We start from the raw sequence: 22,470 nt of genomic DNA, 5'->3' as shown, positions 1-22,470 counted from the left end.
TAGCGATTTTCATGGCGTTTTCCGATTGTTTTTCTATGCGAAAAGAAATGGTCTGAATACCGCAAAGGGTTTTAGTTAGTAATCAAAAGGAGCCAATACCGCGCCGCTGGCGTTCTGGATATACTTTATTTTTCAGCCGTCTCTTGATCTTTGGTCACTACCAATCCGGCAAGCACATCGGAGTACCCAGAGAGATATTTTGTCGCGCTGTGAACGACGATATCCGTGCCTAAATTTAATGGTTGTTGTAAAATTCTAGAAGCAAAGGTGTTATCTACCACTACCTGAATCTTATGTTGATGATCTATTTCTCCTAAGATTTTGATATCGGAGATTTTTAAAGTGGAATTAGTAGGAGACTTCAGCTATAGCATACGTGTTTTAGGGGTGATGGCTTTTATCAAATTTTCGCTATTGTGTTCGTGTCAATAAATTTTATATTTATCCCAAACCGCTTGTAAATCGTATTGAGTAAGCGGTAGGCACCTCCGTAAATATCGTCTATGGCAGTGATTTTGTCTCCTGCGTTTAGTAATTTAGTACAGCGTCGATAGCTGCCATGCCTGAGGTAAAGGAAAAACCTGTATAACTGCCATCAAGGTCCGAAATAAGGCTTTTCCAGTACCTTTCTTGTGGGATTGTTGGTTCTTGTATAATCAAATCCCTTGTTTATCCCGGGAGCCTCCTGCACATAGGTGGAAGTCTGGTAGATGCGTGTTAAGAGGGCGCCAGTCAGAGTGTCAACATAGGTAGCGCTGAGAAGGGCTGTTTCTGTTTTCATAGCTAATAATTGTATTGATGTTAGAGAAGTAATTAATATATCATGAAAGACGGAAAGAACGTCCATTGAAAGATGATAAATTAAAAATAAATACAGGTAAGATTACTATTTTCTACTTTTTTTCCGTTAAAGACTTTTTCGGTCGGAAGAAGCATCTGCTTTTAAAAAAAAGGGTTGCTAACGTTTAACAGGGTCAAATCCCTTTACCTTTCTTGATAAATTATATTGTATGTATGTGTTATAATCTGTGCTTCTCATTGCAATTTTAAGTCTCTTCAGATACACTTATCTCACCTGGTTTAGCGCCCTACCCTGACAGAATAGAAGTATATAGGTTCGACTTCTTCATTAGAACACTTTAATTTAATCATATACAAAGGAAAGAGCATAAAAAATGATTATATCGTTATATTACTTACTAGAGTAATGATGGTATATATTATTAAATATTAAATCCTTTTTTTCTATCCCTTCTTGCCGAAGGCGTAGTAAACTTTTCTACTATGGATTAAGATTTTGAAAGATTTGTTGTGTTGATTAGATCTTAAGTTAGCTGCTACATTATACCCGCAATTTTTATCCTCTTTTTGAGGTTGGCGATTTTTAATAAAGTCATATTTTAATTGACGCGGAAATTTTTGTTTGACCATGTGAAGAGGCCTTTTTCAGAGGCAGTTTTTTCAGAATTATCCCGAATAGTAGAGTCGGCCCCCTTAGCAATAAGAGCTAGTGCAGCTTCTATTTGAGCAGCTAAATGAAGTTGGGATTTTCCTTGATTATTATGAGCATTTATATCAGATCCCTTATCAATAAGAGATTTCATAGTACCTATTTTATCATTTTACAGTCTTATGGAATTGGATTTGTCTATCCTTGTCTTTTCTGTTTATGCTTATTATAATGCAAAATATTGTTCGTATTCTTCTTATTAGTTTTTTCATATCAGTTTAGTTTTTTATATCAGTATTAAAATTCAGACAAATGAATTAAGAGGCATGTTAAAATCGCATAGCAATTGATATATTAAAATTATATATCTATTTATTTAATAAAAAATTAATATAAATATAATTTATAAGATATTTACACCTTTTTAACATCACAAAGAGTTAAATGAAGGTTTTCATTTGGGAATGCTGCTCCATGTTTTAACTAACAAGATGATATTTTATTCTCTTTAGTTGGATTTACATCTCCTTACAACTGTACCGTAATGCTCTCGAAGAAGTTATATCTATAGGTTTAATGACACTTTGTTTTTTACTGAGCTTTTCGGTGTGCTGTTTCTCTATATATATAGGGTTTATCTTTGTTCCTAAGGGCTTATCCTTTAAAACCTCTTCTCCCTGCCTTAAGTAGCTCATATTTTATGTCGATCGTCCGGTCTTTATCGGATATTTTCTTACTTAAATACTCTGTAAATTCCTTGTGAAAAGAGAGATGGATAATGGATATCGGTGAACTCTAGCTTAGTGTTCTTATAGCTTTCAAAAGCCTTAGATTTTATCTGAAGTGGTTTTCTAGTCCCTTATAATGTTACTTGAAAGCAACTTGTTTTTATTTCCCTTTACCAAGAGCGGCCACTTTCTTTATTCTTGTATTCACTATTTTACAGATATAGACTTGTATCTCTCATTAAGATCTAATAAAGAACTCATTTACTGTCTTTATTGTTCCACGATTTATCAGATTTACTGTTACATCATCCTAATTCATGCGTTCAAAAAGATAAACTCAAAGCTTTTTAAGAGTGGTATTGATCAAGTTCTTTTGATGAGCCGGGGATATTTTCTAGCACGTCGCATTTTTACATCCCAATAACGAAGTTGATAATAATGTGAGTTCGTATCTTGATATTTGAGCTTTGTTCTCTTTAAGAATCTAAGATAGATTTAGGAGGAGATTAATCTTGCTGAGAGCTTATGAAATCTATGGAGGTTATTTATTCTGACAAATACGCATGATTAGCATTTTATTTTATAAAATAAATAAATTTTAATGGTATTAGTTATTCTGTTTTGGTAAATTCTTTTGCAGTAGCTAAAATTTTCTCAAGGTTTGCCATCACCTCCACATAAGCGGAGGTGATAATGAGTTGCTGACGAAAAGGCTTTATATTAGGGAGACTTTTAAAATAATTGCCGTAATGGCGGCGCATCTCCAGTAGCCCGAGTCGCTCACCTTTCCATTCTATGGTCCATCTGAGGTGTTTTTTAACTGCATTTATCCGCTCTTCTAAGCTTGGAGTGGAAAGTTTTTCCCCTGTAAGAAGAAAATGTTTGATCTCTCTGAAGATCCATGGGTATCCTATGGCTGCTCTGCCAATCATCACCCCGTCGAGTCCATATTTATCTTTCATCTCCAAGGCTTTTTCCGGGCTGTCCACATCGCCGTTTCCGAATATCGGTATTTTTATGCGAGGATGATTTTTTACAGTAGCGATTCTGCTCCAGTTGGCCTTACCCTTATACATTTGCGCGCGGGTCCTTCCGTGAATGGAAATCGCTAGTATGCCAACATCTTGTAGTCGTTCTGCCACTTCCTCAATTTTTATAGTCTGCTCATCCCAACCCAGACGAGTTTTAACCGTTACCGGCAAAGAGGTATGCTCTACCACGGCTTTAGCTAAGGAAATCATTTTGTCGATATCCTTAAGAATAGCCGCCCCTGCACCTTTACAAACTACTTTTTTTACCGGACATCCAAAATTAATATCTATAATATCAGGTTTTTGCTCGTTGATGATTTCCGTAGCTTCTATCATAGCTTCTCGTTCAGCACCAAAAATCTGAATACCTATAGGGCGTTCGTATTCGAAAATATCGAGCTTTTTGACGCTTTTTTCCGCATGTCGAATCAATCCTTCTATAGAGATAAATTCAGTGAACATCAAATCAGCGCCTTCTTCTTTACACAAGCGACGAAAGGGGGGGTCACTCACATCCTCCATGGGCGCGAGAATTAGCGGAAAATCGTTTAATTTTAAATCTCCTATAAAAACCATTGTAGTTTAAATGATAAATGAAAAGTTATTTTTTCATTTGTTGTGTTTCGCAACTAAAAATATTTAAATTTGCACGACTTTTAAAAAGTGTATGCTTTGAAAAGCAAGGTCATTATTTTTTCTTTCTTCTTTGTATTACTGAGTTTTTCTGGTTATTCTCAGCTCCCTGAGACGCCTCCTCATCAAGGAAAGATTTTGAATCCGGCTGAGGTAATCCTTGAGCATATACGTGATGCTCACGAATGGCATTTGTGGGGAAGCGCAGAAAAAAACCTAAGCCTTCCCTTGCCGGTGATTCTCTGGGATGAGGGCTGGCATATATTCTCGGCTTCTCGTTTTGAGCACGGTAAGAAAGTTGTTAAAGATGCTGGGAAATATTACCGTATAGTCCATGAGAAGATCTATAAAACCAACGCTTCCGGACTCCTGCTTCAGGACACCTCGGCTCATATCGCCAACGAGCGACCTTTAGATTTATCGATTACCAAAAATGTTGTAGCTACTTTTTTATCCGTATTAATTCTTTGTGGTGTTTTCTTAAGTATGTCCGCTTCCTATAAAGGACACTTACCTGGCTCTTTCCCTGCCAGATTGTTAGAGTCCGTGGTGCTATTCGTCAGAGATGAGTTGGCCATTCCCAATATCGGCGCTAAAAAATATCGACCTTACTTACCTTTTTTGCTTACGATCTTTTTTTTTATACTCGTTAACAATATTCTTGGGTTGTTGCCGGCTGCCCCAAATGTGACCGGTAATATCAGCACTACCTTAGTTTTGGCAATGATGACTTTTATCATCGTTAATATGAGGGCGAAAAAAGCTTACTGGAAGCATATTTTCTGGATGCCTGGTGTTCCCATGCCTGTGCGTTTTTTGCTAGCTCCTATAGAATTTGCAGGAGTTTTCATAAAACCCTTAACGCTTTGCATTCGGCTATTTGCCAATATGACCGCCGGACATATTATCATATTAAGTTTTATTTGTCTGATTTTTATTTTTAAAAATATGCTTGCCGCGGGATTTGCTATGCCTTTTGCTTTATTTATTTCATTGCTTGAGGTGCTCGTGGCCTTTCTGCAGGCCTTTATATTTACAGCTTTATCCGCTCTTTTTATCGGGATAGCCCTGGAAGATCATGAACAGTATGAAACACATTAATTTAATATATTTACTATGGATGCTAATTTGACATACGCAGGTTTGGCTGCGATTGGAGCAGGTTTGGCTGCGATTGGAGCAGGTTTTGGAATTGGAAAGATCGGCGGATCCGCGATGGATGCTATTGCCAGACAACCCGAGGCTTTCGGTAAAATACAAAGCGCGATGATTATTGCAGCGGCTTTAGTTGAAGGCGCCGCGCTATTTGGTATAGTCACTGCCCTTTTGGCTGTATTTAAGTAGGATTTTTTGACGAAACTTAAAAGCTGAATGAATTTTATTCAATCGATGAGCATATGGATTTAGTAACGCCTTCCATAGGTTTGATTTTTTGGCAGGCGATTCTTTTTATTCTTCTATTTTTTTTGCTTGCAAAATTTGCCTGGAAGCCTATATTGAGGCTTATCGAGGATCGTGAAGAGTATTTACAAGCTTCTTTGCGGGTGGCTCAAAAAGCTCAGCAAGAAATGAACTCCCTAGAACTTGAAAAGGAAATCTGGCTCAAACAAAGCCGTGCTCAGCGCGATCTTTTACTGAAAGAAACGCGCACCTTAAGCGATCAGATTATACATCAGGCAAAGGAAAACGCGCAAAATGAGCGTCATGAGATACTTCTTCAGACAAAAATCCTCATCGAAAATCAAAAGAAAGCAGCCTTAGCTGACATTAAAAATCAAGTAGCGGATCTTTCGATAAGTATTGCTGAAAAGCTTCTTCAAAAAGAACTTAAGAACGATAAAGAACAAGAAAAACTCGTTTCAAATCTGCTAGCTGATCTCAAAGATTTTCCCTGACAAATGCAGAATTTTAAAACAGCGAAGCGTTATGCAAAGGGGCTTCTTGATTATTCCCTTTATTCCGGTGAATTGGATAAGGTTTATGACGAGATGCAACAGATTTTGAATTTGATCGATCAAAGTCGTGAGTTCTATTTATTCCTTAAAACACCTTTACTAAATCCTCAAAAAAAAAGGATAATTCTGCGTCGTTTGTTTCGCTTTTTCTCTGAGACAACCCTTAAGTTTTTAGAACTAATAAGCCTGCATAAAAGAACTTCTTTATTGAAGATTATCGCAGCTATATTTTTAGAGATATACAAGGATAAAAAGCGATGGGAAAATGCAATTCTTATCACAGCGACCCTCTTAAGCGGTGAACTTGAAAGTCAAATTCTTGCTAAGTTGCGTGAAAACAAAGGTACAAAAAGATACCTTTTCTTAAAAAAAGTGGATCCAACTCTTATGGGTGGTTTTATACTTCGTATAAGAGATAAAGAATGGAATATGAGTCTTAGCGGAAAAATTCACAGACTTCGTCAAAGCCTTATAGATCGTAACTATGTAAAAAATACTAAACTTTAGGAAAATTTTATGGCAGATATAAAAGCAGCTGAAATTTCAGCTCTACTTAAAGAAGAATTATCTGGTTTTCAATCCGAAGGCCAATTATCAGAATTTGGAATAGTCCTCCAGATAGGAGACGGAGTAGCGCGTGTTTATGGGCTAGATGCTGTGGGCTATGGCGAGCTGGTAGAATTTCATACCGGTCTTGAGGGTATAGTACTTAATCTTCAGGAGGATCACGTAGGAGTAGTGCTTTTAGGCTCTTCCGATGCTATTCGTGAAGGAGATCGTGTGAAGCGCACCAGGCGTATCGCTTCTCTAAAGGTAGGAGAAGGTATGTTAGGGCGCGTGGTAGATACTTTAGGTCATCCCATCGATGGAAAAGGTCCGATAGAAGGCCCTTTATTTGAGCTGCCTTTAGAGCGCAAAGCCCCGGGTGTTATCTATCGCCAGCCGGTACAGGAGCCTTTACAAACCGGAATAAAGGCCATTGACGTCATGATCCCTATTGGGCGCGGTCAGCGCGAATTGATTATCGGAGATCGCCAGACAGGTAAGACTACTATAGCTGTAGATACTATTCTCAATCAAAAAGAATTTTATGATCGGGGTGAGCCTATTTTTTGTATTTATGTAGCCATCAGCCAAAAGGGATCTACTGTGGCAGGCATAGTTAATACTCTGGAAGCCCATGGCGCGCTTGCTTACACGGTGGTCGTGGCGGCTAACGCTTCAGATCCTTCCCCTATGCAAGTGTTCGCACCCTTTGCCGGGACCACTATAGGAGAGTATTTTCGCGATACAGGCCGTCCGGCTCTGATCATTTACGATGATCTTTCAAAACAAGCGGTAGCTTATCGCGAAACTTCACTGCTTTTAAGGCGTCCACCGGGTCGCGAGGCTTATCCGGGAGATGTTTTTTATTTGCATTCGCGTTTGCTTGAGCGCGCTGCTAAAATCATACAAGACGATCAGGTGGCGCGCGCTATGAATGACTTGCCTGGGTCACTGAAAGACAAAGTAAAAGGAGGCGGCTCGCTTACTGCTTTGCCTATTATAGAAACTCAGGCAGGGGATGTGTCGGCTTATATCCCTACCAACGTCATTTCAATTACCGATGGGCAAATTTTTTTAGAAACGGATCTCTTTAATTCCGGTGTTCGACCGGCGATCAACGAAGGTATTTCTGTATCCCGTGTAGGGGGCGCAGCTCAGATTAAATCGATGAAAAAAGTAGCGGGGACTCTTAAGCTCGATCAGGCTCAGTTCCGCGAATTGGAGGCCTTCTCAAAATTTGGTTCCGACTTAGATACAGCTACTTTAGCTATTATTAATAAAGGCCGACGAAATGTAGAAATTCTCAAACAGCGTGTGAATAATCCTTACAAAGTAGAAGATCAAATCGCCATTATTTACGCTGGAGTTAAAAATCTTTTAGAAAATATACCTGTTGAAAAGATCAGGGAATTTGAAGAGGAGTATCTATATTATTTAGATCATAAGTATCCCGAGGTGATGCATGCTTTTAAACAAGGGCGTTTCGATGAAGACCTGACAAAGGTTCTTGAAAGTGCAGTTTCCGAACTCAGCGCCAAATATATCGCTCAGAAATAGCTCTTGTGCCCAACTTAAAAGAAATACGCGGGAGGATTCAGTCAGTAGCTTCTATCATGCAGATCACCCGAGCCATGAAGATGGTTTCTGCGGCCAAACTCAAAAAGGCCAAAGATGCTTTATCAAATATTCATCCCTATGCTCAGAAAATAGAAGACTTACTAACTACATTTTCTTCTGAAGTGGATTCAGGTGATCTTTCAGGTTATCTTCAAGAAAGTCGGAGTCAACCCAAATTGATCATTGCCATTAGCTCTAACAGAGGGCTTTGCGGGGGGTTTAACGCTTCGATTGCTCGGATGGTTATTCATCAGATGATTCCTTTAGATCAACCAGTTCCTTATTTGCTCACTATAGGTAAAAAAGCCAGGGACTTACTGAGCGCTCATTTTCAAATTTATCAAGATCATAGTACGCTTTTTGATTCTATTTCTTATACTAAAATCGCTTTGTTTTGCAATGTGTTAATCGATCAGTTTCTTCAAAAGTATTTTCATTCGATTCATCTGGTGTATAATAGATTTAAAAACGCGGCAGTTCAAGAGGTGATCTCAGAGCAAATTCTACCCATTGAAATCCCTGAAAAATCACCGGATAGTTTGCAGATGGATTATTTACTTGAGCCTTCGAAAACTGATCTTCTTAATGAACTGATACCTAAAGCGATAAAGATTCATCTTTTTAACGCTATTCTTGAATCTTATGCCGCTGAGCAGGGCGCGCGTATGAGCGCTATGCATAAAGCTACGGATAACGCCTCCGATCTTAAAAGCGAATTGCTGCTCATCTATAATAAGGCTCGTCAAACGGCCATTACCAAGGAAATTCTTGAAATCGTAGGAGGAGCTGAAGCCTTAAATTCCTAGAAAAGGAAAAACAATAAACCTTAAGATCATCTAGCTAAATGCCGGTTTATGTGCTTTTATTACAGTATCTGCTCTTTTCAAAAGAAAAATTCGGAAATTAATCTCTTATAAAATCTTTTTTTGCCTAAAACCGTAGAAGGCCTTAATAAGAAAATTCAACATGAGATTCCCGTTATAGAGAAATTTCTCACCGAGATGCGCCGTTTGATCATAGGGTAAGAATCTATAATAAGACCTTTAAGGAAGTTTTCCAGGATACAGTTCATTCCCCCGGACCTTTTGCCTGTTGATGTGGTGGGAGTTTTGATTTATCATCTTAAAAGCAATGATTTTGTTATTAAAAAGAGACCTATTTTCGCCAACTCCGTTTTTGGCCGATGAAATTACCGTGCACCGGCTAAGGTGCAGTCGGCCCTTTTAGAGGCTATTCAGGAAAAACAAGTGACTATTATTGGTGATGAGACTTTCCCATTGAAGGAACCTATCTTTTACCGGAGGTTCAAGTAGATCGTTTTATGATGAAGTGTCTGGTGGATTATCCTGATATAGAAGCTGAGGCGCAAATTGTAAAGAATGTCATCGAGGAAAATTCTCAACTTTCCATCACCTGTTTTTTTATTGGCTTTTGCCCTTATACCTTTTCTTGTAAAGTATATGTTTTTTTATCACTCTTCAAATCCTTCTCTGTCGCTTCCGAACTTGGGGCCTTTTTCTGATATTCGTCCAGGTTTTTTATTAAGGCAAAGATCTTTATTAAATATTTTTCGTTTGGCGTTCGCTTTACTATTCCTCGCTCTGGCCCTCTCGCAAAAAATGCATCTGATGTACCCGGCTATCGATAATGGTATAGACATACTCGTGACTGATGTATCTAAGCATGTTAGCTAAGGATTTTCTAACCACTTAAGTGTTCTAAAACAAGAAGCCTTGTACTTTGTAAACGAGTGAAAAAGCGATCGTATCGTCTTATTTGCCTTTTCCGGTGAAGTTCTTGTAAAAATTCCTCTTACCTCTGACATAGAAGCGCTATCTCACGAAGTGAGTTTACTGCATACCCGCGAGCTTAACAGAGGCACGGCTTTAGGAGATGCTCTTGGTATAGTAGTAAATCACCTTAGAAACATCACCACTTAAAAGCAAGATCATTCTTTTAATGACCGATAGGGTGAACAATGATGGTTTTGTAGACCACAAAGCAACCATGGATCTTGCTTCTCGCTATGGCATTAAAGTATATACTATACGGAATAGGTATTAATGGCAAAGCTCTTTTTCTGGCTTGTATCATATCGGCTACCGGCGAAATTCAGTATGAAAGACAACCGGTGGAAATTGACGAAGATCTTTTGAAAGAAATCGCCCAAAAACACAGGGTAAATATTTCAGGGCTACTAGATAATAAACGCTTACAAGAAATCTATCAAGAGATTGATTATCTTGATAAATCCCTTCTCTCTCGGCAGTCGAATTATGCTTATCAAGAGTACTTTGCCTGCTTTGCTCTTGCTGTTTTATTGCTTGAATTTTTCTTACGAGCTACTTTTTATAAACATATGTTATGATGCTGCAGTGGGCAAACAGAGAAAATTTTTATTATTTAGTTCTATTACTTTTATTAATATTCTTATATATAAGGTTCTTTCACTGGAAAGAAACAGTCGGTGTTCCTTTTCTAATTCATTTCATCATATGAAAATCTTTCCCCCTATTTCTTTATTCTGGACAAGAACTTCTCTTAAAATTTCGGCAACAACTTTTCTTATTTTGGCTCTGGCCGGATCCGATTCCTGATAAGGAACCTCATGGATCCGGAAGCTTCGGCTTGTCAAGGTATAGATAAAGCCATGACCCTGGCGCAAAAATCTTTTCCGATATATAATATCGGCATAGAGCAAGGGGAAAGAGTACCTAACGGAAAAGTTCAAAAATGGGCAAAGGTTATTAAGAAATTCAACGGACAATGAGTGATAAGCCGACTTAATAAAAGACTACTTACTGAGTTGGCTTTTATACACATGGAAAATACATAGAAGAAAATGTTATAGATTTGGCGGTAGTTGATTTGCAAGAGGTTTAAAGAACCAACGCTCTTCTCAGTGGAGAAAATGGCATTCTTATGCGCATCATTTTCAAGTTTTTATAGGCACAGCACTCATATTGATTATATTGGAAATATCTTTAAAAGACATATTTGTTATTCAATCGACATCAAGATTTTCTAAAAATATCTTTCGAAAATCATGAAGGCGATATACTTTTTTTTGATGTTATTTTTTTTGTCTTTTTTTAGAGATACCCGAACAGTTAAGTCCGTTACTAAAAGAAGCCGACCGGTATTATTCAGGCGCTGAATTTTTTAAATCGGAAGGCTTCTACAGAAGAACTTTGATATAAAACCCTGAGATGGAAAAATAGCTTGCAATGTGGGAAATACGCTCTATAAAGCTAAAGCGTTATAAAGAAGCGGAGACTTACTATCTAAAAGCCTTATCAAAAATTGAGTTGCCTCTTTACAGAGCTAAAGTTTATTTCAATCTTGGAGATACTTTTATGTTAAAGGCCAGGAATATGAAAAGTCCTATGGATTCTTTTCAGAAAGCTTTGCAGTTGAATCCTTACGATGATGAAGCGCGCTATAATATTTACACTCGCTAAGTGCTTTTTTAAGGTTACACAAACCGTGCAAGATCAAAACAATGATAGCTTAACTGATGATAATTTATCTTCTTCGGAAAATCCTGAAACGCCTCCTTCAGCTGACCTTGACACATCACAGGTCTCTGATGCATCTGATTTTCTTCATCAAAAAACTTATTTTTAGTTCAGGAGGAGCGCGCTTCTGAAAAAAATTGTTTTGGAGATCCCGATGGCATAGGTAGAGGAAAAATCTCCGGGAGATGTCCGCAAGAAAAAAGTTAAGTTTCCGCGTCTGCCTCGAAAAAGCATTCTGTGTATTAAAATGAGTTGATGAAGGCCTTAGAAGATCGTGAAAGGGAAGTTCAGCACAAAATAATGCAACGTAAATTAAAGGAAGCTACAAGAAAAGACTGGTAATTGCTTTGGCGATGAAAGATTTTTGGCTTACTTCGCCAGAGATTTTTTACGAAATTCTCTAAATCGTTTAAAAATGCCAAGAATATTAACCGGTGTGCAAAGCACTGGAGTTCCTCATCTGGGTAATCTTTTGGGGGCGATTTTGCCCGCTATTAAGTGGGCACATGCTTGCTCAGAGCCTTCTTTTTTATTTGTTGCTGATTTGCACTCAATTACTCAGATCAAAGATTCGAAACTCTTAAAGGAAAACACTTATCAGGTAGTCGCTGCATGGCTGGCTTGTGGACTCGATACAGATCGGATAATTTTTTATCGTCAATCCGACGTGCCTGAGGTTACTGAGCTCGCTTGGTATTTGAATTGTTTTTATCCTTACCAGCGTCTTAAACTGGCTCATTCATTCAAAGATAAAAAGGATTACATCGAAGATGTAAACTCTGGTTTGTTTACCTATCCGATGCTTATGGCTGCAGATATTCTTTTATATGATGCTGAAAAAATCCCCGTAGGTAAAGATCAATTGCAACACCTCGAGATCGCGCGTGAGGTAGCCCAGCGTTTCAATCGTAAAATGGGAAAAGTATTTGTGCTCCCTGAAGCCATGATGCTCGAGAATCTTTTGCATATACCCGGTACCGATGGTCAAAAGATGAGTAAATCCAGAAAAAATACCATCAATATTTTCGCCCCTGATAAGGATCTGCGCAAACAGATTATGAGTATTCAAACTGATAGCATGCCTTTAAAAGCTCCTAAGGATCCGGAAAAAGACCTGGTGTTTAGCTTCTATAAATTATTGGCCTCTGAGGAAGAAATAGATCATATGAGAGAAAATTACCTCGCCGGGGGCTATGGTTACGGACAAGTCAAACAAGCTTTATATGAATTTTTTTTGAAACATTTTGCTAAAGAGCGTGAAAAATTTAATTCCTTTGTACAGGATGAAGCCCTTTTGGATGAAATCCTTGTACATGGCAGTCAACGCGCTTCGAAAGTGGCTCAACAAACCCTTAAAAGGGTGCGTCATGCTTTAGGTTTTTCAGCAAATGATTTGAATTAATAAAATATTACCTGGAAGATTCGCGTTAGTATATACTTTTTTAGTATCCTCTTTTCTCCTCAGAGTTACTTTGCTAGTGAGATGATTTTCTGAGATTATATCCGATACGTATAGTCTCTCGCGAATTTTTTGACGAGATTTTTCTTTAACCTTCGCGTAGTATGTTTTTTCCTTCCCAATAGCCTTTATTTACTTATGTTTCTGGGAAAATTTATCGGCGATCTTAGACATATCGATCTCTGTCTTTTTTTATTTTTTTATGCTTTTTATCACATGTTTTTCTTTTTTTCCGAATTCAATTTCTGGGAAGAATTTAAGGTGCGCTTTGACGTTATAGCGGTCAATTAACCTTATCTATACTTATGAGGTGGTTCAGAATATAAAAGAGTCTTATCCCTTGCTTTTGGGTTTTATATTAGCTCTGGTATTTTTAGTTCTCTATCTTACCTGACGCACCGGTGCTTTTCGGGCCGTTTTTTCAGATAAAGCTTCGTTTTATTGGGATTGAGAAAAAACCTGTTCACCCCTGTTGAAGATCTGTATATTATCGGCCAGGCGATAGCTTATTACTAATCGGTTTATTTACTTTATAAAAAGTAGCCGGTTTGAATATGGAAATGCTCCGGGAGATAAAATAAATGACTAAATTTCGGGCTTAAATTCTGGAGAGATGGCCGAGCGGTTTAAGGCGCACGCCTGGAAAGCGTGTTCACCGGAAATGGTGTCGAGGGTTCGAATCCCTTTCTCTCCGCTGTAAAACCTCATAAAGTGCTCTTGAGAGTTGTGGTGGATATATCAATTTGAATACTTATATTCCGTATATATCTGAAATTACGGCGTTTTTTTTGTAAATTGTTTATAACATACTATCACAAAAGTCTCAAAATATTCTGAATTAACAACAGAAATTTTTGAAAAAAAATTGTATCTAAAAGTATTCCCAAAGCGCATTTATAATATGTGTAAATCACTATGAAGCTACAAAATATCATTTGGGTTTTCGCTATAGGAACATTTGCTGTGAGGAAAGATGCCTTCATCATCGCCCGGGGATGCTTGATAAAATCGCAAGCGATTTACAGTTCACCCCACTACGGCGGGTCAGTTTATTCCGATAAGTTCATGTTTAACAGACAGAGGGAATAAATAGCAAAACGATTGTATTGGTCGCTTTATTTCTTTTCATCTTGGGCAATATAGTATCGGAATTTTATATATCTCTTTCTTTATAATAGCCCTGGACAGGGTAATTGCAGCTTCCAGAACTTCTTTTTTTACTCTACAGTCATTCCATCGTAGCTTTAGTTGTGTCTGATAAAAAAAAGGGTATGTTCTCTCAGTAGTGATGGGTGGGATGATCCTGTTTATTGCGCTGGGAATTACGCTGGGAAGATTTATCAGGCAATTTTTCAGTTGTCAAGCCACTCTTTACTTGGAATAGTCACCTTTAAGCACCATACCCCTTTTGAGCGAATAGTGACTCCTTCCTTCTTTGGTCGTCTTGGCAAGAAGACACTCTTTAAAAGATCGGATTATATCTCGTTACAGATAGTTTACAGTTATATTAGTTTAATATTAGGCGATGTTACTTATGAAGGAGAGCAGATTTTACTACTTGCCTTGGTGTGTTTTGGCGCGAGAGCGCTTTTAGGGAACGCTTTAGTCGGTTATGCGAGGGATAAGCTGGGAAGCAAGAAAATACTTTTTTTTCCTTGGTGGAGCAAAGTGTTTCGTTTCTTTCTCTGGTTTTGGTATATAATCAGGTTTTTTTCGTTTACCTGGAGCTTTTTACCTGGGAAGTCACGGGTGAATGTATCTGGTTCCGATTCAACATAGATTACTCGAGATCTCAGAGCGTTTCGGAACATCTTCCCTGTCTTTTAAATAATTCTGTTTTATATTTTGGAATGGCAATGAGAAGTTTATTGATAGGAGATATTGTTTTTCCATAGGACCATCCCATTGGCTTGGAATACCCACTTTTTTATCGGTTGCTTCGCTTTGTGGGCAACGTCGTTTGCTTATAAATCTGATAATTCATGAGAATAAAGTCAATTTTCATTCGATTTTTTATAGATGTAACAAAGAGATACTATAATATTTACATATCAAGAATCACCTCGGGCAGAGAACTATCCTGAGCTCTCATAGATTTTATTTTTAAAGACAAACTGGAAATGTTCCATCGAATGTAAATTCGGCACACGAGAAGGTGAAGAATAATTCACATTTTTTAAAAATGACCAACTCATATGATTTTTTCTTATTTAACGCAGATATAGAGTTTAATTAATTTTTAATCTTTTCCCGTTTTCCTGAAATTGACCGTTTCTCTTTTTTAGAGCGAACATAAGGATAGTTTTCATCCATGCTCAATACCGAATTTATGGAGTAGGCTAATTATATTGTATTAGTAATACACTCGAGGGTTTTGGATTTTTTTCTTTGAAATCAAGATCTTTTCCTTACGTTTTTGCATCTTGTGATGATCTCAACTATTCTTAAAAAAAACGAATTTCTCGCTACTCTCGTTGAAAAAGAACGTTTTATAGTGGAAATACCACGATTTTACTACATTATATAAGATGTTATCGTCTTTTCCTTTTACTGTATCCTTCCTAAAATTTTCTTATTTTTTTCTGTTTTTTAAGCGCTGTAAATATTATAACTCATTTATGAGAATCAAGACAAATCTATATGATTTGCTTAGATCTCTCATAACTCCCGTAGCTTATTACCTTAAAGGTAAAGTAAATATAATATGAGATTTTTTCTACTTTTTAAAAGTCATTAATCTTATAAAAAGATTTTCCTTTTTAGTTCACTGTAAGATCTCCATGTTAGCTTGCTTGCATATTTTTTGAGTTTAAACAAAAACTCTTCCGAGAGCTCTTTGTTTTTTAAGCAAGTTTTTATATTTAAAATAAATAACTTTTATTATATTTATATTTTAATAAAAATATAACAATATGTTAAAATTTACACAAAACAAAATATTTACTTTTCTTATAGGCTTTTTCTTTTTTGGATGTTTTAAGGATAATGATGCGCCTAAAACCAGTTATTACTCTCCACCGGATTTAACTGCTTATATGGATATTGGATATTCTATTACAAGTGGTTATGATGTTAAAAGAGGTAAAAGCTTGCTTCGTATAATTCAGGAAGTAAGTTATCCAAAGTTTATCGCCGATCAATTTCAAAAGGTGAATCCAACCCTGGTATTTAATCAACTACTTATGGACGGTCAGGAAGATGAAACAAAAAACGGCACCTCTACCCTATACCTCGGAACCCACCCATAATCTGGGCATTGCCAATATGGAAACCAAACATGCTCTGGACAATAACCCTGATGATACAAGAAACAACAGAGGGTAATTCTTTGCTTCTTCAGATAATGCCACCCCAATTAGAGATGCTATGATGCTTATTGGCTAGGAATTTTGGCTAGGAATTAATGATATTAACATATCCCTTAAATTCAATTCGTATTCTTGGTAGAGAAGATAAAATTGATGATTCACTAAAAGAAAATCTTATCAGCAATCTGAATACTGCATTAGATATCGCTCAATCTAGTTATGAAGGAGAGATGCGAAAAATTATGGATAGGCTTATTACAAAAGGCGGTATTCAAAAAGGAATTATCGCTAATCATGGCAATCCTACCGATATTCCATTCATAAAATCGCTGTCTTTTATTTAAGAGGAAAATTTAAGAATAATCCAAGAAGTTCAAAAAACTTAGAAGAAATCATACAAGCGGCTAATGCCAAGACCAAAGACATAGTAAATAGTTACAATAGTATTGTTAAAAAACTGACTGATTAATACAATTGAGCTTAGATGTATATGCCGAAACGCAAGAGTATATAGAAAAGGTGATTATAATTCCATGTTTCTAAAAGATGGAATGCATCCCAATGAGAAAGAAAACAGGATTATTGCAGTTTATAAAGGACACCAACAGCAAATATAGCGGTAATATTCTTTTGGTATCTGAATTATAAAAAAATGATTTTAAAGAAGGTACACATTCAATGAATGTGATAAAATCTTCAAAAACAAGAGTCATTCCTTGAGTGAGAAAATAGCTCTTATTTTTCAATTAAAAATAGCATATGACTTATTATAGTTAAATGAATTGGATAATAAATATTAATTTTTTTATCTAAAACACTATATTCATGACTAATAGTACATATTCTATTTATATATTTTATAACTTATTTTTAAACATTAAAGACATATATTATGCATTTTATATCCGTTTTTAATTTTCTATAAAGAATTTAAGGTGTCTCCATCAAGCTCAGTTTTTGCTTTTTTTAAGCTCTATTCCTACTCTCTGGCAGGGATCATTTGGTCTTAAGGTTTTCAAAAGCTTACTATAGGTTTTATTATAATTTACTTTAAATGGAAGATTTATATTCAAGATCTTCTTTATCGGAAGGTCTCTCTAAAGTTGAATAACTTATTAATTACAATTCCTTGTTTTTAAATCCACGTCTTTGAAAAGTCTTATTTTTAATCATTTATTTCTCTGTAAAAAGAAAATTACCGTGATCTTTAGCGATCAACTTTAAGTATTATTTTTTAATAAAATGCATTGGATAAGAGGATTTTCATCTCTTTTATGGCGTTTATGGTTTATAGTCATTAATATTGTGCTGGTTCCTTTTTGTGGAGGAATCTCCATTCCTTTCCTTTTTAAGGAGAAATATTATCCTTTAGCCTATCGTCTACATCGTCTTTGGGGAGTAGGGAATCTTTCGCTTATGGGCATAGTTTATAAAGTTAAAAAAGAAACCCGGCTTAGTAAGGATCAACCCTATATTGTACTGAGCAATCATACCTCTGTTATGGACATCATGCTGCTTTATGCTCTTGTGAGTCGACACGCTATGGTCTTTATAGGAAAGTCTGAGCTCTCGAAAATCCCCGTTTTCGGGTATGTTTATAGAAAAAGTAATATCCTTGTCGATAGGAAAAGCCGTATCAGTGGCACTCACGCTTTGAAAGAAGCCAAAATAAAAATCGATTTAGGCCGAAGCATCTGTATCTTTCCAGAAGGCGGAGTACCAAAAACATCAAATATGCTTGCGCATTTTAAAGGCGGTGCTTTTGCCTTAGCTATAGAAAAGCAAATTCCTCTATTGCTTTTTAGCGTTTATGGGATGAAACAAAGGTTTCCTTATAATTTTTTCAGGGGCGGGCCCGGAAAAGTTTATGTCCGGCGACATGCACCTATTTCCACCAAAGGCATGACTTTATCAGATAAGGATGCTTTGAAAGAAAAATGTTACCGGATAATTGAAAATCAGCTAAAGGATTTTGCGCGAAAAAATCGTGATGTCGGATTCTAAAAATGCCATTCCACGGGTGCGTATATATTCAGACGGTTCTTCCAGGGGAAATCCGGGGGCAGGCGCTTATGGCTTGATCATGGAAATGTCCGATAGTGGCCATCGAAAGTTATTTTCCGAAGCTTTTCGTCTCACTACCAACAATCGCATGGAACTCTGGGGCGTCATCGCTGGTCTAGCGCATCTTAAACAGAAATCGCAGGTTACAGTATTTACTGATTCGAAATATGTAACTCAAGCGGTGGATAAAGCCTGGGTATTTTTCTGGGAAAAATCAAATTTTAAAGGGAAGAAAAATTCAGATCTCTGGCGTCGTTTTCTTAAATTTTATCGTTTACATCAGGTATCTTTTAAATGGATCAAGGGACACAATGAGCATCCTGAGAATGAACAATGCGATTATATAGCCACTCAAGCTGCTAAAAATGGCCCGTTTAAAATAGACGAAATCTACGAGAGTTTACAAATCCCAAATGGGAAGATTTCTTTATGAGAAAAATTTATCTCCTTTTATTTTTTATCGTTTTTTCCTCATCCCTTACAAAGACTCAATTGTTTAAAGCTTCAGATACATCGGTTGGACGCCTTGAGCGCTGATCATCAGTACTGGAAGGTCTTGCCTATCATGAAGATAGGAAAAATTTTGGAGCCCTCTTATTAAAGAAATGAACAATAAACTCGATAATATATCTGAAGAACTATTGGAGTGTAAATCTTATATAACTATATATTCTTTAGAAGATTCTTCATTACAAAACATAGACGCAAAACCCACTGAACAAAGCAGATTTAGTGGACCTGTGGATAAGAACCCGAAATCCTTGAGCTTCACTTCTTAAAATAATACTTCTGATGAAATAAAAAGCTTCTTCCAGAAGATTCGGGAATATAACGATATGTTTCTTGTCGAATGTGAAAGTTATTCGAATGTGAAAGCTATGCAGATCATATTCCTTTAAGTAAAGGTGAGACTTCAGAGGATTTTCAAGAAATCAGCTTATTAACAGAAAAAGAAGACTTTTAATAAAAAGAAAATTACACCCGCTCCCTTAGCAGAATACTCTGGAGAGAACTTACCAAAACCACTGGATTTATCAAAGAAAAGATCTTGTGAAAAGGCAGAAACCCGTTTTAAAAGGACGAGAAAATTATAAGAATTAGAGATAAAATGTCTTTAGTTTTTATAAAGCAACTTATATCAGATCCTATTTAAAGGTAAAATTTATTTGTAGTTCTAAATTTATTTTCTTTAAGAAAAGACAAGGTGTTTTCAACAATAGTCTTTTCTGTTTTATGATTGATTCTTAAGAAAGAAGAGAAGCCTTTATTTAAAATGTTACATATTCTTCATATCAAAGAAAATGAAAATATTTCAATATAGTCTAAAGACAGGTCCTAAAAAAGAGAGATCACTTCTAAAGTGATATAAACAAAGGATTTAAATACAAATCAAAACAGTATAGGTTGAAAATAAAAATTCAAAAATTTCTTATTTTTTTCTTGTCTTTTTTTAGATTACTTCTTTTTAGATTTATCGAATCTATAGTAACCAACAAAACCACAAGAATCTACATTAGAAAAGCACACAAACACTATTGCGAAGAAGATAGCCGAGGATACTCTTACGTATTATCTCGAAGAAGTCAATACCTGCTTAGATAGGAGCCAAAGTATAAGTATATCGCTACCAAGGAAGTATAGGGAATGTCAAAGCTGATTTTAAATAGTATAGTAAGCTTTGAATCGGGTAAATCGATAAATTCATTTACACATTACAAAACGAGAGATATATCCTACAGATGAAAACCCAAAAAAAGTTTTATAGTTAAACTTTAGTTTAACATGCCGAGCATGTAAAAAAAGGAAATAGCAATTGCATGCAATTTGTAGATTAAATCTATAATTATAACTTATAATATACCGTAAATGAGATCTATAAAGTAAAAAAACTTCTTCCTTAAATAAATCTACACTATTTATAAGCAGGCTTTACATCGTAAAGCTTTTTCGGTGTTATATGGGTAGCAAAATACAATTCCTGACTTTGTAATGGATGGCGCTAAAATTTCATCGGATATTTATGACCACAATTTTTGAAAAAATGAATTAAATCCACAAATTTTCTCAGAATTTTTTTTACTCATTTACTCATTTAAAATACAATCAGAGTTTTTGTTTTATAGATAAAACGAATAAATTTTAACAAATGCAAAAATTTTGCAAAAACCTTACAGGACGCTAACTTTGTTGCTTTATCTTCTTTTTTAAGAAATTAGGACACCTTAAATAAAATGTACAGAACTCATCATTGCGGAGCACTTCGCCAAGAAGATATAGGTCGGGAAATTGTTCTCTCGGGCTGGGTTCATTCCATAAGAAATCTGGGATCGGTAAGCTTTATAGACTTGAGAGATCGCTATGGAATCACGCAGCTGACCTTTTACAAAGAAAACCCGCTAAAAAAACAAGCTGATGAGCTCGCGCGTGAGTTTGTCATACAAATTTCCGGAAACGTAGTGGAAAGAACTTCCAAAAATCCGAAAAATCTTACCGGAGATATTGAGGTAGCCGTCTCGAAACTGCAAGTGCTTAATCCATCCCTTATACCTCCTTTCACCATAGAAGACCAAAGTGACGGAAATGAAGAGCTTCGTATGCGCTATCGCTATCTGGATATCCGAAGAAATCCCATAAAAGACAAACTACTTTTGCGCCATAAGATAGCATTAGCAAGTCGTAAATACCTCTTTGAGATTGATTTTATAGAAGTGGAAACACCTATGCTCATCAAATCTACGCCTGAAGGCGCGAGGGATTTTGTCGTGCCTTCTCGCATGCACCCGGGCCAATTTTATGCATTGCCGCAATCACCGCAATCTTTTAAACAATTGCTGATGATTGGAGGTATAGACAGGTACTTCCAAATCGTTAAATGCTTTCGTGATGAAGATTTCCGAGCTGACCGGCAGCCTGAATTTACCCAAATCGACTGTGAAATGTCTTTTGTAGAACAAGAAGATATACTGAAACTTTTTGAAGGACTTATCGTGCATCTTTTCCGCGAGATTCGCGGGATTCAGCTTCCCAGTTCCTTTCCTCGTATTTCTTATGAGGAAGCTATGCAAACTTATGGCTCAGATAAACCTGAGAGACGTTTTCAAATGACATTCGGAATGTTGAATGAGCTCGTGAAAAACAAGGGCTTTTCTATTTTTGATGCGCAAGAACTTATCATAGGTATCGCCGTTCCGGGTTGCGCTGAGTATACTCGCAAGCAATTAGATGAGCTTACGACCTGGGTAAAAAGACCACAAATCGGCGCTCAGACGCTCGTATGGGTCAAATATCTACCACAAGGGGATTTTAAATCTTCAGTAGATAAATATTTTGATCAAAAAGACCTTAAAGAATGGGCCCATAAACTCAAGGCGCAAGCAGGTGATTTATTACTTATCCTTTCAGGAAAAGTGAAAGAAACTCAAAAACAACTCGGCGAGCTTCGTTTAGAAATGGGCCGAAGACTGGGTTTACTCGACTCTGAAAAATTTGCCCCTTTATGGGTAGTGGATTTCCCTTTACTCGAGCGATCGGAAAATAATGAACATTATCATGCTTTGCACCATCCTTTTACAGCTCCTCAAGAAAAAGACCGTTCACTTATGAAAAGCACTCCGGAGAAAGTCCGCGCCCAAGCTTATGATTTGGTGATCAATGGCAGTGAAATTGGCGGAGGATCCATTCGCATTCATCAAAGCGAACTTCAAGAGCAGCTTTTTTCCTTGTTGGGCTTTTCTAAGGAAAAAGCTTATGAGCAATTTGGATTTATGATCAATGCTTTTCAGTATGGTGCTCCTCCTCACGGTGGTATTGCTTTTGGACTGGACCGATTAGCCGCTGTGCTGGCAGCAGAGGAAAGCATACGTGATTTTATCGCTTTCCCTAAAAATAATTCCGGAAGAGACTTAATGATACAGAGTCCTTCAAGACTTGATACCGTACAATTAGAAGAGTTAGGTTTACAAATAAAAACCGCCTTGTAGAATGTCCGTAAAACCGAAAAGCCTGCTTGGGCGGTTTTTATATGGCGGTATCGACATCTTTCACATCGGAAATTTCTCTTTTGATAGGCCTTATGCTGGTTGTATTGATTAAGAAATATATCATTAAAAATGATTCGATGAAGGCATTCCCATTGCACTTCAGTCTTTGGCGCGGAGAAAT

Annotated in this window: 19 protein-coding genes, 1 tRNA gene and 2 pseudogenes; 18 read left to right on the top strand and 4 right to left on the bottom strand. The window is 36.7% G+C overall.

All coding sequences use genetic code 11. From position 1 onward, the window contains the following. Nucleotides 1–125 precede the first annotated feature (125 nt). From CS842_RS07350 to dusB, 4 genes and pseudogenes are all read right to left on the bottom strand, one after another. Complete coding sequence (locus tag CS842_RS07350; RefSeq protein WP_265614257.1) at nucleotides 126–308, bottom strand: PLP-dependent transferase; 183 nt, start codon at nucleotides 306–308, stop codon at nucleotides 126–128. Between the two features lie 92 nt (nucleotides 309–400). Next, a pseudogene (locus CS842_RS07345) lies at nucleotides 401–781 on the bottom strand (PLP-dependent transferase). A gap of 619 nt (nucleotides 782–1,400) precedes the next feature. After that, nucleotides 1,401–1,604: a hypothetical protein gene (locus CS842_RS00855; RefSeq protein WP_103326852.1), complete on the bottom strand. Its 204-nt coding sequence runs from the start codon at nucleotides 1,602–1,604 to the stop codon at nucleotides 1,401–1,403. A 1,185-nt stretch (nucleotides 1,605–2,789) separates the two neighbouring features. Next, nucleotides 2,790–3,785 carry a tRNA dihydrouridine synthase DusB gene (gene dusB, locus CS842_RS00850; protein WP_103326850.1) on the bottom strand — a complete coding sequence of 332 codons (996 nt, stop codon included), beginning with the start codon at nucleotides 3,783–3,785 and terminating at the stop codon, nucleotides 2,790–2,792. Nucleotides 3,786–3,872: 87 nt separating this feature from the next. On the opposite strand from dusB, the gene atpB reads away from it, so the two are divergent. The 18 genes and pseudogenes from atpB (at nucleotide 3,873) to aspS (ending at nucleotide 22,289) form a co-directional block, all read left to right on the top strand. Continuing rightward, a complete protein-coding gene (gene atpB, locus CS842_RS00845; RefSeq protein ID WP_241518397.1) occupies nucleotides 3,873–4,943 on the top strand; it encodes a F0F1 ATP synthase subunit A in 1,071 nt (356 codons plus the stop codon). Nucleotides 4,944–4,958: 15 nt separating this feature from the next. Next, nucleotides 4,959–5,186 carry an ATP synthase F0 subunit C gene (gene atpE / locus CS842_RS00840; protein WP_103326848.1) on the top strand — a complete coding sequence of 76 codons (228 nt, stop codon included), beginning with the start codon at nucleotides 4,959–4,961 and terminating at the stop codon, nucleotides 5,184–5,186. Nucleotides 5,187–5,239: 53 nt separating this feature from the next. Further along, nucleotides 5,240–5,737 (top strand): F0F1 ATP synthase subunit B, encoded by a 498-nt coding sequence (gene atpF / locus CS842_RS00835; RefSeq protein WP_103326847.1) that lies wholly within the window; start codon nucleotides 5,240–5,242, stop codon nucleotides 5,735–5,737. A gap of 3 nt (nucleotides 5,738–5,740) precedes the next feature. Further along, nucleotides 5,741–6,304 (top strand): ATP synthase F1 subunit delta, encoded by a 564-nt coding sequence (atpH, locus tag CS842_RS00830; protein ID WP_103326845.1) that lies wholly within the window; start codon nucleotides 5,741–5,743, stop codon nucleotides 6,302–6,304. 9 nt (nucleotides 6,305–6,313) lie between these two features. Continuing rightward, nucleotides 6,314–7,900, top strand: a complete 1,587-nt coding sequence (gene atpA, locus CS842_RS00825; RefSeq protein ID WP_103326843.1) for a F0F1 ATP synthase subunit alpha — start codon at nucleotides 6,314–6,316, stop codon at nucleotides 7,898–7,900. 5 nt (nucleotides 7,901–7,905) lie between these two features. Further along, nucleotides 7,906–8,766 (top strand): ATP synthase F1 subunit gamma, encoded by an 861-nt coding sequence (gene atpG / locus CS842_RS00820; RefSeq protein ID WP_103326841.1) that lies wholly within the window; start codon nucleotides 7,906–7,908, stop codon nucleotides 8,764–8,766. 291 nt (nucleotides 8,767–9,057) lie between these two features. After that, a pseudogene (locus tag CS842_RS00815) lies at nucleotides 9,058–9,273 on the top strand (AAA family ATPase). 8 nt (nucleotides 9,274–9,281) lie between these two features. Continuing rightward, the gene (locus CS842_RS07685; protein WP_410468534.1) at nucleotides 9,282–9,482 is read left to right on the top strand and encodes a hypothetical protein; all 201 of its coding nucleotides are present in this window, start codon (nucleotides 9,282–9,284) and stop codon (nucleotides 9,480–9,482) included. Between the two features lie 504 nt (nucleotides 9,483–9,986). Beyond that, nucleotides 9,987–10,328 carry a hypothetical protein gene (locus CS842_RS00810; protein WP_103326839.1) on the top strand — a complete coding sequence of 114 codons (342 nt, stop codon included), beginning with the start codon at nucleotides 9,987–9,989 and terminating at the stop codon, nucleotides 10,326–10,328. Between the two features lie 240 nt (nucleotides 10,329–10,568). Beyond that, a complete protein-coding gene (locus CS842_RS06780) occupies nucleotides 10,569–10,730 on the top strand; it encodes a hypothetical protein (RefSeq protein WP_195909811.1) in 162 nt (53 codons plus the stop codon). Between the two features lie 457 nt (nucleotides 10,731–11,187). Then, nucleotides 11,188–11,421, top strand: a complete 234-nt coding sequence (locus CS842_RS00800; RefSeq protein WP_103326835.1) for a hypothetical protein — start codon at nucleotides 11,188–11,190, stop codon at nucleotides 11,419–11,421. Between the two features lie 472 nt (nucleotides 11,422–11,893). After that, entirely contained in the window at nucleotides 11,894–12,880 is a 987-nt protein-coding gene (trpS, locus tag CS842_RS00790; protein WP_103327016.1) for a tryptophan--tRNA ligase, read from the top strand. Between the two features lie 664 nt (nucleotides 12,881–13,544). Next, nucleotides 13,545–13,631, top strand: a tRNA-Ser gene (locus CS842_RS00785). Between the two features lie 2,218 nt (nucleotides 13,632–15,849). Next, nucleotides 15,850–16,185, top strand: coding sequence for a hypothetical protein (locus CS842_RS00775; protein ID WP_103326827.1), 336 nt, complete (start codon nucleotides 15,850–15,852; stop codon nucleotides 16,183–16,185). Between the two features lie 155 nt (nucleotides 16,186–16,340). Continuing rightward, nucleotides 16,341–16,589 carry a hypothetical protein gene (locus CS842_RS00770; protein ID WP_103326824.1) on the top strand — a complete coding sequence of 83 codons (249 nt, stop codon included), beginning with the start codon at nucleotides 16,341–16,343 and terminating at the stop codon, nucleotides 16,587–16,589. Nucleotides 16,590–17,487: 898 nt separating this feature from the next. Next, nucleotides 17,488–18,249 (top strand): lysophospholipid acyltransferase family protein, encoded by a 762-nt coding sequence (locus tag CS842_RS00765; RefSeq protein ID WP_103326822.1) that lies wholly within the window; start codon nucleotides 17,488–17,490, stop codon nucleotides 18,247–18,249. After that, nucleotides 18,236–18,742 carry a ribonuclease HI gene (locus tag CS842_RS00760; RefSeq protein WP_103326820.1) on the top strand — a complete coding sequence of 169 codons (507 nt, stop codon included), beginning with the start codon at nucleotides 18,236–18,238 and terminating at the stop codon, nucleotides 18,740–18,742. The genes CS842_RS00765 and CS842_RS00760 overlap by 14 nt, the downstream gene beginning before the upstream one ends. A gap of 1,798 nt (nucleotides 18,743–20,540) precedes the next feature. Then, nucleotides 20,541–22,289 (top strand): aspartate--tRNA ligase, encoded by a 1,749-nt coding sequence (gene aspS / locus CS842_RS00755; protein WP_103326818.1) that lies wholly within the window; start codon nucleotides 20,541–20,543, stop codon nucleotides 22,287–22,289. Nucleotides 22,290–22,470: the final 181 nt, after the last annotated feature.

This window comes from Bacteroidetes bacterium endosymbiont of Geopemphigus sp., assembly GCF_002904345.1.
In the GTDB taxonomy this organism is placed as follows: Bacteria; Bacteroidota; Bacteroidia; order Flavobacteriales; family Blattabacteriaceae; genus GSPS2-BC2016.
Note: the sequence above shows the minus strand (reverse complement) of the source record. Positions and strands in the feature narration are given on the sequence as shown.

Bases quoted from the DNA above. Each gene is read 5' to 3' on its own strand.
- CS842_RS00855 (WP_103326852.1), bottom strand. From the start codon at position 1,604: ATGAAATCTCTTATTGATAAGGGATCTGATATAAATGCTCATAATAAT.
- dusB (WP_103326850.1), bottom strand. From the start codon at position 3,785: ATGGTTTTTATAGGAGATTTAAAATTAAACGATTTTCCGCTAATTCTC.
- atpE (WP_103326848.1), top strand. From the start codon at position 4,959: ATGGATGCTAATTTGACATACGCAGGTTTGGCTGCGATTGGAGCAGGT.
- atpF (WP_103326847.1), top strand. From the start codon at position 5,240: ATGGATTTAGTAACGCCTTCCATAGGTTTGATTTTTTGGCAGGCGATT.
- atpH (WP_103326845.1), top strand. From the start codon at position 5,741: ATGCAGAATTTTAAAACAGCGAAGCGTTATGCAAAGGGGCTTCTTGAT.
- atpA (WP_103326843.1), top strand. From the start codon at position 6,314: ATGGCAGATATAAAAGCAGCTGAAATTTCAGCTCTACTTAAAGAAGAA.
- CS842_RS07685 (WP_410468534.1), top strand. From the start codon at position 9,282: ATGATGAAGTGTCTGGTGGATTATCCTGATATAGAAGCTGAGGCGCAA.
- CS842_RS00810 (WP_103326839.1), top strand. From the start codon at position 9,987: ATGGCATTAAAGTATATACTATACGGAATAGGTATTAATGGCAAAGCT.
- CS842_RS06780 (WP_195909811.1), top strand. From the start codon at position 10,569: ATGGATCCGGAAGCTTCGGCTTGTCAAGGTATAGATAAAGCCATGACC.
- CS842_RS00800 (WP_103326835.1), top strand. From the start codon at position 11,188: ATGTGGGAAATACGCTCTATAAAGCTAAAGCGTTATAAAGAAGCGGAG.
- trpS (WP_103327016.1), top strand. From the start codon at position 11,894: ATGCCAAGAATATTAACCGGTGTGCAAAGCACTGGAGTTCCTCATCTG.
- CS842_RS00775 (WP_103326827.1), top strand. From the start codon at position 15,850: ATGTTAAAATTTACACAAAACAAAATATTTACTTTTCTTATAGGCTTT.
- CS842_RS00770 (WP_103326824.1), top strand. From the start codon at position 16,341: ATGATATTAACATATCCCTTAAATTCAATTCGTATTCTTGGTAGAGAA.
- CS842_RS00765 (WP_103326822.1), top strand. From the start codon at position 17,488: ATGCATTGGATAAGAGGATTTTCATCTCTTTTATGGCGTTTATGGTTT.
- CS842_RS00760 (WP_103326820.1), top strand. From the start codon at position 18,236: ATGTCGGATTCTAAAAATGCCATTCCACGGGTGCGTATATATTCAGAC.
- aspS (WP_103326818.1), top strand. From the start codon at position 20,541: ATGTACAGAACTCATCATTGCGGAGCACTTCGCCAAGAAGATATAGGT.